The following is an 11,533-nucleotide window of genomic DNA, read 5'->3' as shown; positions in this document are numbered from 1 at the left end:
ACTGGCTTGAAGCCATAATCATACTCTCCTGGGATTTCCCAGGAGAGTTTTTTATAGCCAGATAAAATAAGACCGGAGCGATGGAATTTTGGCATTCAAATCAATTGATAAGAATATTTTATAGTGGAATAAAATAGGATACGAACAAATTGATTAGGAAAATCAAATGAATTTATAGAAATCTTTTAGCAGTCATGGCGTCCTATTCCAGTTTCAAAATGCTATAGAAGCAGCATTGTGCTAGTCTAGATTCAGTTTACTATACCAAAACGAGTAGCTTGAAATCAAAAAACCCACCCAATGGGTAGGTTTCATCTGTATTATTCAGCTAGATTAAGCTTTACCTTCCGAACCGAATACGTCGATACGTTCTTCAACTGATGCTTGGATAGCTTTTACACCGTCAGCCAAGAATTTACGTGGGTCGAAGAGTTTTTTCTTGTCGTATTCTGCTTCGTTTGCTTCGTAGTCACGAGCAAATTTACGAGTTGCGTTAGCGAATGCGATTTGGCATTCTGTGTTAACGTTAACTTTGGCAACACCAAGTTTGATAGCTGCTTGGATTTGCTCATCAGGAATACCTGATCCACCGTGCAATACGATTGGGAATCCAGGAAGAGCTTCTGTCAATTTTTGCAAGTGATCAAGGTCAAGACCTTCCCAGTTTGCTGGGTAAGGACCGTGGATGTTACCGATACCAGCTGCCAAGAAGTCGATACCAGTTTCAACCATTGCTTTAGCGTCTTCGATTGGAGCCAATTCACCTTTACCAATGATTCCGTCTTCTTCACCACCGATAGTACCAACTTCAGCTTCTACTGAGATACCTTTAGCGTGTGCTTTTTCAACAACTTCTTTAGCCAATTTAAGGTTTTCTTCAACTGGAAGGTGTGAACCGTCAAACATGATTGAAGTGTAACCAACTTCGATACACTCAAGTGCATCTTCGTAGTGGCCGTGGTCAAGGTGGATAGCTACTGGTACAGTGATACCCATTGATTCAACAAGGTTAGCGATCAAGTTGCGAGCAACTTTGTAACCACCCATGTATTTAGCAGCACCCATTGAAGTTTGGATCAAAACTGGAGCTTTTTTAGCTTCTGCTGCGCGCAAGATAGCTTGAGTCCACTCAAGGTTGTTTGTGTTAAATCCACCAACTGCATAACCGTTGTCACGAGCTGCTTGGACAAATTTTTCTGCTGAAACGATTGCCATTTTATCAGGCCTCCTGTATATTTTTATGGGTCACCCCATTTACATTGTTCATTTTATCACTTTTTGACAAAAAAATCTAGTTTTTCCCGTAGTTTCAATTGAATTTCTTCTAGCTTCATCCATGTAAACCCTTTCTATCTCTAGTCTTGGGCGACTTTTGGAAAAGCTATGAAGAAGGTTAAACGATTCTCCTCCATCTCGAAATGATAAGCTAATTTTTCATGTTCCAATAGACTCTTGACCACAAAGAGTCCCATCCCAGACCCTTTGGGCTTGCGACTAGCATTATCAGAAAAAGACTGGGCTAGTTTTTCTTGCTCTTCTGAGCTACAGCTATTCTCGATAAAGAGTTCCCCTTCTCTTTCTCCAATGCCAACCAAGCCACCTGGAACAGAGTGCTTGATGGCATTGCTGATGAGATTAGAAAGAATCAACTTCATAACTGATGGGTTTAGATAAGCCTGCTGATGGGTCAAACTATTGTCAATCTGGAGCTCTCTTTCCTTGGCGAGCAAGGCATAATCCTTAACCAGACTTTGTGTCATCTGGAGGAGGTCAATTTCTTCCCTATCATCTCGCAACTCCTGCACAGAAGAGAGGGAAAGTATCTGCAGAACATGGTGATTGAGCTCATCCACAATCCCCAAGGCAACTCCCAGATATTGGTCTCTATCCTTATAACGACCAATATTTTCTTTCATATTTTCGATTAGGATTTTGAGGCTAGCCAGTGGTGTTTTCAATTCATGAGAAGCCCCTCGCAAAAATTCGACCTTCATCTTCTCCAGCTGGAGAATGGCTTCATTCTTGTCATGCAAATCTGCAATGACAGTCAAAAGATGCTGGTAAAGGCTATTGATTTGTTCCTTAAGATTACCAATCTCATCCTTGGAATCCACACGCAATCGCACTTGGGCATCCAAATCCATCATCCGACGGGTTACTCGCTTGATTTCCAAAATCGGGGCAACGATAGTCCGAGCATATATGTAGGCTACCAAGAGGGAAATCAGAAAGGAGGCCAGCAAGGTATAGGGAAGAAACTGGAGACTGATTTGCTCTGCTTCCTTTTGCAAATCCATGGAAGCTAGAAATTGCAGGGTCATGGTACCACCGTCTTGCGTTGTCACCTCGCGCTCCTCGATAAAGAGGGAAGTTGTCTGGCGGTCTGTGTCCAGAGGAAGACCGTCCTTGACTTCTAACTTGTCCTCGGTCATCTCACCTTTGACGGTCCCCTTGATATCACTAGTCTGGGAATACAAGTCTAACACTTGCTCGATACTCTGCCTATCTTTCCCTTCTAGGGACTGGGCAATGGCTGTTGCCTTTTGACCAATGGTTTCCTGACGATGACTCAGATAAGTCGAAGGAAAAAGAAAATAAATAGCTAAATGAAGGCAGATAACCAGAACACTAAATATCGAGAAGGTATAGATAAATATCTTTGCAAATAAACCTGTTCGTTTCATTTTCGCTCCAATTTATAACCAACATTGCGCACAGTGAGGATACAATCCAAGTCTAGCTTTTTCCGCAATTCCTTGATATAAACATCAATAACACGGTCAAAGGGAACCTCATCTGTCGCTTTCCAGACGGCATCGATAATCTGAGAACGAGTCAAGGCCCGGCCTTCATTTTTCACCAAATAATCAAGAATTTCTAACTCTTTGGCATTGATAGCTACTTCCTCACCTGCGAGGCTTGCACTGTAGCTTTCAAAGTCCACCTTGGCATCCTTGTAAGAAAAGATTCTTCCCGTATCATAATAGCGCTTGAAAATCGCATCCACCCTCACTTTTAAGAGGGAGAGGGAGAAGGGCTTTTCCAGATAGCCATCTGCTAGCGAAGCAAAGGCAGTCATCTTGTATTCTTCATCCTGAAAGGCAGTCAACATCAAAACAGGAACCTGACTGGTTTTACGAATTTCCGCTAGGACTTCTAAGCCATTGAGCTTTGGCATCTGGATATCCAGTAAAACTAAGGCTACTTCATAGCTGGAAAATTTTTCTAAGGCTTCCTGACCATCCGCCGCCTCAATGGTTTCATAACCACAATCCGTCAAATAATCACTGATCCCCTCACGGATCATCTCTTCATCTTCTACAATTAAAATTTTCATACTTTAACTGCTCTCTATTTTTTATTTTTCTTATACTCAATAAAAATCAAAAAGCAAACTAGGAAGCTAGCCGCAGGTTGCTCAAAGCACTGTTTTGAGGTTGCAGATGGAAGCTGACGTGGTTTGAAGAGATTTTCGAAGAGTATTAGAATAACTACCTACTCTATTTTCTATTATAGCCTCTTATTGGCCTTTTGTCTGTAAGCAACTGACCACTAGATAAAACAAAGAGAGCCTATCGCTCTCTCTGCTTGCATTTCACTCTCTATAGAATGAAAATTATTTAGCTGCTTTTGAAAATGTTACAACGTAGTTATAATCTTTCCCATTAGCTTGATAGACATAGTCCTCTTTGAAAGTATAGCCGTGTTTGCGCAACTCTTCTTTCTTAGCATCAACTTGGCTCTTGACTGCCACTTTTACTTCATCATCTGTTGAACCTTCCGCGATTTCAAGAGGAGTTCCATTGATATCTCCTAGAAAACCTGCAATATCTTTCATTTTATCAAAGTTATAAAAAACATTGACTTTGACCTTTTGAGGAGCTGGTGTTACAACTTCTTCAGCTTCTACTGTTGTTCCTGCGTCTTTTGGAGCTAGTGTTTCTTCTGTTCCTACTTCTACAGATGGTTGTGTGTCTGTTGACTCACTTTCAGAGGTAACTGATGCTTCTTTTGACTCTGACGATTCTTCTGATGTGGCATTTGTTGTTCCATCTTGTGTCTCAGAATTATTTTCTTGTGAATTTACTAAGTTAGAATCAGACGAAGTCGCTTCTCCAGTTTCTTCTGTGGTGGTCAATACTTTTTCTGAGTCTGATGATGGAGCTACAGATGTTTTTCCTGTTTCTGCCATATCCGTAGCTGATGTGTTTTCAGCTGGTTCTACTTGACTTTTCTCTGTGCTTTCCGTAGATTCTACAGTCTTTGCTTCCTCTGTTGCTCCGTTACCGTGCGATGTTACATCTCTTGTTTCTGAAGACGCTTCCTGTGAATTAACATCTTTACTGTTTGTCTCTTCTATCAGATATGTTTTCGACAATATCAGCTTTTGTTTTAAATGAGGAAAGTTGAGATTCTGTCACCTCTGCTTCTTGAATTGCTGGCCCATACTGTCCAACTAAAGCCTCCGAGTCGACCTTATCTCCTAAAATTTGTGCAACAGTAATCCAGTGATGTTCATGACGAGGGTTATTAAATGCACCAAGACCTGTATAAGTATATAGAGGATTTATCAATGATTTATAATGACCAGTTTGACCTGCAACTGTCTCACCCTTTGATTTTTTAATATAATCGGCTTTTTCTGAGTACCATTGCTTAATCGCCTCTGCAAATCCTTTATAATTCCACGCCAAGTTTTCTCCAAATGTTCTAGTACCAGTCGGAAAAGCTGTCCAAATATTTTTGTCAGAGAGACGAGCATGGGCATTCGTAATAGAAGACTCAGCAGCTCTCATAAGAGCCGTTTTTTCCAGTTGTGTTGACCACTTAATCGGAACATACTTATCTACTAATTTCTCCTCAAAAGCCTCTTTACGAATCTTATTAAGAGAATCTAAGATAGCTTGTTGATCTGGTGTTAAAAATTCTCCTTTGATTCCCACCAAAACATTGCCAGCAGATGCTTGACTCACTTCCGAGGTGCTTCTGATTTTGGTTCTGATACCATTGGCTCTTCTGCTTTTGGCGCTGGTGACTCTGGTGCTTCTGCTTTTGGTTCTGATACCGTTGGCTCTTCTACTTTCGGTGCTGGAGATACGGGTGCTTCTGCTTTTGGTTCTGATACCGTTGGCTCATCCGCTTTCGGTGCTGGGGTCGCTGGCTCTTCTACTTCTGGTGCCAGTGTTGCTGGTTCTTCCGCTTTTGGCGCCGGTGACACTGGTTCTTCCACTTTTGGTGCTGGGGTCGCTGGTTCTTCCGATTTTGGTTCTGATACCATTGGCTCTTCCACTTTCGGTGCTGGCGCTTCAGAACTTGGATTTGAAACTACAGGTTGATTTGTTGTCCCTATATTTGAAAGGGCCTTGTCTACTACTGGACTTGATTCAGTTGAGTTCCCTGATTCAATTGTAGTATCTGCAGATGGAGCATGTAAAGTTTCTGATCTTGTTTCGGCTTTTGGCGCAACTGAGACTGAGGTTTCTGATTTCGATGCCGGCAATACTGACTCTTCAGCTTTCTCTGCTGACGCCGCTGGGATTTCCACAGCTACTGGTGTCGTTTGTTTAACAGTAGTCCTTTGTTCACCAGTTACAGTATCTGTTTTTGTTTCAACTTCATAACTTTGACGACTACCAGAATTATCAATCGACACTCGCTGTCTTTTTACTTCTGTATTTCCATCTTTTAGAAAAGCCTCTTCGCTAAAATACAATTTATTATTAGCAAAAATCAAATCTCTATTTGCAATACGATTTATCTCAACCAAACTATCAACAGATAGCCCTGTTGCCCCACTAATAGCACTCAATGTATCTCCCCACTTAATTGTGTAGTGTGATAAATTGTCTATATTTAGAATATCAGCTTTCACTTCCTCAACTGTTCTGGCTACCCAAACACCATCTTGTTCACTGGCTGATACAGTTGGAGCTAAAAAGCCTAGCCCCAGTAGAATCACACCTGTCGCAACAATTGCACCCGTTCTTAATTTTCTAAAACCACGGAGGGATAAGCTTCCTCTAACATTTGTTTGTCTCATAATATTTATTTTTCCTCACTATTCTATATTTTCCAAGGTAGACCCTGCCTAGGTCTACTAGCCTATGTTTGCGATATGGATAGGCTTCTACAGATTTATCTATAGATTTTTATGCACAATTCCATATATAAGTTGCGAAACCCCTTTCTAATAAATTCCATAACTTTAGTATATCATATTTAACACTAAAGTACAAAGAAAGCAACTGAAAGCAATGATTTTCACCACTGCTTTCTGCTTCATGTATCATTTTAAAACTTTCAGTTGCTAGCCTCATTTTTCAGTCTAGCATCCGTATTATTCACCATCCAGCAAAAGCTCTTTTGGTTGTTTTCTAAGGAGATTGCTTGAAGCAAGCGCCATAACGGCCACCACTAGAACCAAGGCAAGGACAAAGACGATGATAAAATCTGATGTCTGAATAGAAATGTCTAGGCTCGATAAGGTCTTGCTAAAGCCATCTACTTCTGCACCACCACCAAGGTTAGAGGCTTGAGCCGCCTTACTAGCCTGTTTGGCAACACCTGAAGTCACATTGGCAAGGACAGTGTTCCCAATTGTACGGGCAGTGTAATTAGCTAGGAAGTAAGCAGAAACGAGAGCAGGGATAGCAATCAAGATAGATTCGGTGATGAATTGACCCAAGATACTTGCCTGCTTGAGGCCGATAGAGAGGAGAATTCCCACTTCCTTGCGACGGGCGTTGATCCAAAGGCTGAGCAAGAGGGCAAGGAGGAGAACTGAGAAGCTCAAGCTACCCCAGAAGAGGAGGTTGGCCATCTTGTACATACCAGAGATAGATTGCTCAAGAGCTGGGTAGTTAGAGGAGCTCTTGACGAGTGTGTAGCTCTTCCAGTTGATACCACTGATGCCATTCAACTCTTTCATAACATCATCCAAGTTCTTGTCTGCTGTTACAAAGAAGGTTGCGTCCCCATAAATGGCTGTGTCTTCTGTGTATCCATAAAGTTTTGCAGCAGTGTGAATGTCTGTAATAGCTGTGTTTTCGTAAAGTTCTTGTGAGTAGGTTACTGCTGACTTATTATGACCATCAAAGAGTCCCTTGATTGTCACTTCAACTGTTTCCTTGGCTCCTTTTTCATTATCTGCATCGTAGATATTAGAGTCCAGTTTAACCTTGTCCCCTACTTTCCAGCCGTGTTTGGCTGCCAAGTCCTTGTGCAAGAGGATTTTATCCTTGTCGTCGTTGGTTAAGTGCTCTCCTTCGACTAGTTTATAAGAACCAGAGACAAACTTGTCTTCTTTAGAGGAGTCATTGACACCTGTAATCATCAAGCTACTTCCAAAACGTTTGGCACGATCAGCAGTGAGATTCTTCTTGGTTTCTGGCGTTTCAATGAGGTCATATCCAGTCAAATCTCCGATAGCGTTGATACGTTTGACATAAGACTCGATGGCCTTGTTTTCGGTGATTTTTTTGATGTCTTCACCCTTAATATTCCCAGCACCACGAGGCGTTCCTTGGTTGACGCGACGATTGATTTGCATGGAGAAGCTATTGGTGATATTTTTAAAGGTCTCCTGAGAAGCCTTGGCAGTAGCTCCCTTGATTGACAAGCCGACCAAACTCAAGCTCGCCATGAGGAGAATAATCAGGAAGATGACAATCGATTTGAAAAACTTCCTTGTAACATAGGCAAATGCGTTGTGTAACATAGATTCCCTTTCTAGATTTTATTCTATTTTATAGTTTGAACAGAAAAAGTTCGTATTATTTCGTAGTATTTCGAGTTTCAGTCAGTTTCTTATCTTTCAACTCAAGTGTAATATCTGATGCTTGTGCCACTTCTTTGCTGTGGGTTACGACGATGACACATTTACCTGTTTTCTGGGCAAGTGATTTGAGCAGTTCGACAATATCTCCAGCAGTTTTAGGATCCAGATTTCCTGTTGGCTCATCAGCTAGAATAACTGGAGCTTCTGAGACCAAACTGCGAGCAATGGCAACACGTTGCTGTTGACCACCTGATAACTGGAGAACATTCCGCTTGATCTGATTTTCATCTAAACCAAGCTCAAGCAGTGTATCCTTGCTTGCCTTTTTGTTGACCAAGCGGATATTTTCCAGTGGAGAAAGATAATCTATCAAGTTATAATTTTGAAATACCAGGGAAATATGGTGCATACGATGGTAGGAATACCCCTTCTTACGAATATCCTCTCCTTGGAAAAGAATCGAACCTTCAACAGGACTATCTAAACCAGCAAGTAGGGACAAGAGAGTGGATTTCCCCGCTCCTGACTCCCCAATAATACTGTAAAATTTCCCAGGTTCAAAATGATAATTGATCTGATATAGGACTGCCTCAGCAGTGTTCTTATAACGGTAGTTAAGGTCTTGTAATTGTAATAAAGTCATGATTTCTCCTTCTTATACTCAATGAAAATCAAAGAGCAAACTAGGAAGCTAGCTGTAGGTTGCTCAAAGCACAACTTTGAGGTTGCAGATACAGCTAACGCGGTTTGAAGAGATTTTCAAAGAGTATTAACTAATAGATGATAAAATTTCTTTCGGCGCTTTTCTAAATAAGAATAGGAAACAAAGGGCTACAGATAAGCAACTAAGCAGAACTAGAAAAACATAGGATGCTGCAAAAGATAGGATGCTGGTTGATAAACTGCTTGCTTTGGCTAGCGTGTCTTGTAAGCTTGCCTGCTCTCCACTTGCTAGTAGAGTTTGGAGTAGGTAGGATGTGATGGCGTTGCCTGCAGCAAATGCTGGAAGCAAGGCACCAAGAGATACCAAAACTACCTCTAAACAGAACTGTAGGAAGATCGAGCTCTTGCCTTTTCCAAGTGCTAGTAAAATCCCCACTTCGTAGACCCTTTCTCTCAACCAGAGAGACAAGACCAAAATCAAGGCCCCTACTCCTGCTATCAACATCCCATAAAGGAAGATGGTCAGGAAGGTTTGAAAGGTTTCCACTGAGTCTTTGATTTGTTCAAAAGCCTTGTTTTCCTTTTCGACTTGGTAGCCTTGATTTTCCAAGGCCAAGTTTTCTACCTGCTTCATGAGTCCGTCCATTTTCTTAGGATTTTCTACATAGAAGCGTGCTGCACTGACTTGAGCTTCACTATTGCCCAAAAGGGTTTGGCTACTTTCATAATCTGTAAAGACTTGATTTTCACTGAAGTCAGAAGACAAGCCTGTGAATTTCTCTTGTTTTTTACCAGAAAAGATGCCGATAATCTCAAACTCTACTGTTTGTCCTTTTCCAGATTCAGACTGACCAGCATCCAAGCCAATCTTGTCATGAAGCGAAAGACCGTTCTTCTTAGCCAACTCTTCGTGGATCAGGATTTTCTTGGAATCCCCTTTTTGAAGGTGTCGCCCTTCTTTTAGGTTGAAGGCCGAGCTAGTAAAGGTTACATCCTTAGATGAATCCTCAAGAGCTGTTAAACTAACCAAGTTTTTGTCTGCAGCTAACAAATCATCACGCTCCACGCTCTGCTCACCACTCACCGCTTCCTTGTCTTTTAGTTTTGCGACCGTCTCGAGTTCAGGAGAAACATTTTCCAGTCCCTTAATCTGGCTCACGGATGATAAGTCCGACAACTTGAAAGTCTGACCATTTTCTATCTTCTTAATAGAAAAAGATGTATTGAGTGATTTATAAAGATTGGTTTCCACTGTTTTGTTGGACTTCATCAGCGTCAAACAGGCTGAAATTCCAGCCAATAGGACCAATAAAATCAGAAATAAAATAAAACTTCTCAGTCGTTTTCTGCTGACATAAGCCCAAGCTCTTTGGATTGGATTCATTTGTCACCTCCATATTTGTAAGACTATTATAAAACCCAAATATGAAATGTTTATGAAATACGAAAAAAAATATCGAGTAGGGGATAATCTCTAGTCCCTCTCACACCACCGTACGTGCCGTTCGGCATACGGCGGTTCAACTAACTTTTAAAGCATGTCGTTCAAGGTCATAATCCAAACACAAAATCAGTCCACGTTTTTCTTAGGCTAAAAGAGTCCACTGGACTCTTTTACTCCGTCCCATAACCAATGATTTAATAGCGCGTTCAGCTAGATTATTGGAAAGGACCAGATGCCCGTCTTTCAATAGAAATCACGACTTTCTGATGAATTTATTTTGGGAGTGATAGAAAAGCCCTTCATAAGCCAGTCTACTTGTTCAGGCGTGAGAGCTTTGATATCCTTTTCTGTACTGGGCCAAGTCAGTCTGCCGCTCTCAAAGCGTTTATATAGTAGCCAAAATCCTTGACCATCCCAGTAAAGGGATTTAAAGCAGTCTTTACGTCCACCACAAAAGAGAAAGACTTGACCTGAAAAGGGATTTAATTCAAAGTGGGTTTTAATGAGATAAGCCAGTGAATCAATGCCTTGCCTCATATCCGTTTTCCCACACACGAGATAGACCTGCCCTAGGCTAGATAGATGAATTGTCATAGAGCAACACCTTATCCAAAAGCTCTTCTATCATTTCGAGATTGTGGAATCTCTACAGGAACAATAGGTTGTGGCATTAAAATATCTTCCAATAGTTTTACTTTACGAATAGTATACAGGAGGAACTCCATGAATGATAGATACCTTGTTATGACGCGCTTACCGTACTATTATAAATTCAATCCACTATATCATTTGATTCACTAGTAAAAAAAGGATAACATCTCCTCTCGGAGATGCTATCCTTTTGGGGGCGACTAGAACATAGTGTTCCAATCTATTTTCGTTAAATTTACAGAATGTTTATCCTATGAATTATTTTATCAAAGTAATTTCTTACTCTTCTTCCTTGCGCTTTTTCGCGATAAGGAGTCCCCCTGTTGCTGCTGCAAGAAGTGCTAGAGCAAGTGAAGCGCTAGATTGTTCTGTACCAGTATTTGGCAATTCTTTCGCTCCTGCTTTCTCAGCTGGTGCTTGAGCAGGTGAATCTTGGTTGGTAGCTGGATTAACTGCTACTGAACTATCTGATTTCTTGACTGTCTTATCTGCTGGAATAACAGATGTAGTACCATCTTCAAAGGTTACAACTACTGATCCGTCTTTGTTTACCTTAATATCTTTCGCAGTTGGGTTAGATTTCTTAACTTCTTCGGCTACCTTAGCTTTTTCTGCGTCAGTCAAGTTGCTTGGATCTTTAACTGGTGTTGCTGACGGATCCTTAACACTATCTGCATCTTTAGCTTTCTCAACTGCTTTAGCTGCTGGAATTACTGCTGTTGAGCCATCTGGGAAGGTTACAGTTATTGTTCCATCTTTACCTACTTTAACATCTGTTGCAGTTGGGTTAGATTTCTTAACTTCTTCGGCTACCTTAGCTCTTTCTGCATCAGTCAAGTTGCTTGGATCTTTAACCGATGTTACTGATGGATCTTTAACACTATCTGAATCCTTAGTTGATGCACCTACTGGTTTAGATTCTGGTTTCGAGTTTGGATCTTTCGGATTTGTTCCTTTTTCTACTTCTTCTTTATCTGTGAAGCCATCGCCATCTGTAT

Annotated in this window: 11 protein-coding genes and 1 pseudogene; all 12 read right to left on the bottom strand. The window is 41.1% G+C overall.

Features of this window, described 5'->3' with window-relative positions:
- Nucleotides 1–333 precede the first annotated feature (333 nt).
- Nucleotides 334–1,215, bottom strand: coding sequence for a class II fructose-bisphosphate aldolase (locus HT691_RS07665; RefSeq protein ID WP_001019001.1), 882 nt, complete (start codon nt 1,213–1,215; stop codon nt 334–336).
- A gap of 140 nt (nt 1,216–1,355) precedes the next feature.
- Nucleotides 1,356–2,684, bottom strand: coding sequence for a sensor histidine kinase VncS (vncS, locus tag HT691_RS07660; protein WP_023934210.1), 1,329 nt, complete (start codon nt 2,682–2,684; stop codon nt 1,356–1,358).
- The gene (vncR, locus tag HT691_RS07655; RefSeq protein WP_023934212.1) at nt 2,681–3,337 is read right to left on the bottom strand and encodes a response regulator transcription factor VncR; all 657 of its coding nucleotides are present in this window, start codon (nt 3,335–3,337) and stop codon (nt 2,681–2,683) included. The genes vncS and vncR overlap by 4 nt, the downstream gene beginning before the upstream one ends.
- 279 nt (nt 3,338–3,616) lie before the next feature.
- On the bottom strand, nt 3,617–4,378 hold the full coding sequence (locus tag HT691_RS07650) for a hypothetical protein (protein ID WP_172921850.1): 762 nt from the start codon (nt 4,376–4,378) through the stop codon (nt 3,617–3,619).
- Entirely contained in the window at nt 4,341–4,973 is a 633-nt protein-coding gene (locus HT691_RS07645; RefSeq protein WP_345890406.1) for a CAP domain-containing protein, read from the bottom strand. The genes HT691_RS07650 and HT691_RS07645 overlap by 38 nt, the downstream gene beginning before the upstream one ends.
- Entirely contained in the window at nt 4,970–6,040 is a 1,071-nt protein-coding gene (locus tag HT691_RS11100) for a LysM peptidoglycan-binding domain-containing protein (RefSeq protein WP_191995534.1), read from the bottom strand. The genes HT691_RS07645 and HT691_RS11100 overlap by 4 nt, the downstream gene beginning before the upstream one ends.
- A 297-nt stretch (nt 6,041–6,337) precedes the next feature.
- On the bottom strand, nt 6,338–7,717 hold the full coding sequence (vex3, locus tag HT691_RS07640) for an ABC transporter permease subunit Vex3 (protein WP_023939017.1): 1,380 nt from the start codon (nt 7,715–7,717) through the stop codon (nt 6,338–6,340).
- A 55-nt stretch (nt 7,718–7,772) separates the two neighbouring features.
- Nucleotides 7,773–8,420 carry an ABC transporter ATP-binding subunit Vex2 gene (vex2, locus tag HT691_RS07635; protein WP_000173719.1) on the bottom strand — a complete coding sequence of 216 codons (648 nt, stop codon included), beginning with the start codon at nt 8,418–8,420 and terminating at the stop codon, nt 7,773–7,775.
- 126 nt (nt 8,421–8,546) lie between these two features.
- On the bottom strand, nt 8,547–9,824 hold the full coding sequence (locus tag HT691_RS07630; RefSeq protein ID WP_101514760.1) for an ABC transporter permease: 1,278 nt from the start codon (nt 9,822–9,824) through the stop codon (nt 8,547–8,549).
- A gap of 235 nt (nt 9,825–10,059) precedes the next feature.
- Nucleotides 10,060–10,134 (bottom strand): annotated as a pseudogene (locus HT691_RS07625) (transposase); the annotation flags it as partial.
- Complete coding sequence (gene tnpB / locus HT691_RS07620; RefSeq protein ID WP_023934214.1) at nt 10,128–10,478, bottom strand: IS66 family insertion sequence element accessory protein TnpB; 351 nt, start codon at nt 10,476–10,478, stop codon at nt 10,128–10,130. The gene tnpB and the pseudogene HT691_RS07625, both read right to left, overlap by 7 nt.
- Before the next feature lie 336 nt (nt 10,479–10,814).
- On the bottom strand, nt 10,815–11,533 hold a 719-nt coding region (locus HT691_RS07615; RefSeq protein ID WP_172921942.1), incomplete at its 5' end, for an LPXTG cell wall anchor domain-containing protein.

Source organism: Streptococcus sp. 477 (assembly GCF_013277295.1).
GTDB classification, from domain to species: Bacteria; Bacillota; Bacilli; order Lactobacillales; family Streptococcaceae; genus Streptococcus; species Streptococcus pseudopneumoniae.
This window is presented reverse-complemented; position numbering and strand designations above follow the sequence as displayed.

What these genes read in the sequence shown, in the direction of transcription:
- HT691_RS07630 (WP_101514760.1), bottom strand. Translation starts at nt 9,824, where the DNA reads ATGAATCCAATCCAAAGAGCTTGGGCTTATGTCAGCAGAAAACGACTG.
- vex2 (WP_000173719.1), bottom strand. Translation starts at nt 8,420, where the DNA reads ATGACTTTATTACAATTACAAGACCTTAACTACCGTTATAAGAACACT.
- HT691_RS11100 (WP_191995534.1), bottom strand. Translation starts at nt 6,040, where the DNA reads ATGAGACAAACAAATGTTAGAGGAAGCTTATCCCTCCGTGGTTTTAGA.
- HT691_RS07665 (WP_001019001.1), bottom strand. Translation starts at nt 1,215, where the DNA reads ATGGCAATCGTTTCAGCAGAAAAATTTGTCCAAGCAGCTCGTGACAAC.
- vncR (WP_023934212.1), bottom strand. Translation starts at nt 3,337, where the DNA reads ATGAAAATTTTAATTGTAGAAGATGAAGAGATGATCCGTGAGGGGATC.
- vncS (WP_023934210.1), bottom strand. Translation starts at nt 2,684, where the DNA reads ATGAAACGAACAGGTTTATTTGCAAAGATATTTATCTATACCTTCTCG.
- tnpB (WP_023934214.1), bottom strand. Translation starts at nt 10,478, where the DNA reads ATGACAATTCATCTATCTAGCCTAGGGCAGGTCTATCTCGTGTGTGGG.
- vex3 (WP_023939017.1), bottom strand. Translation starts at nt 7,717, where the DNA reads ATGTTACACAACGCATTTGCCTATGTTACAAGGAAGTTTTTCAAATCG.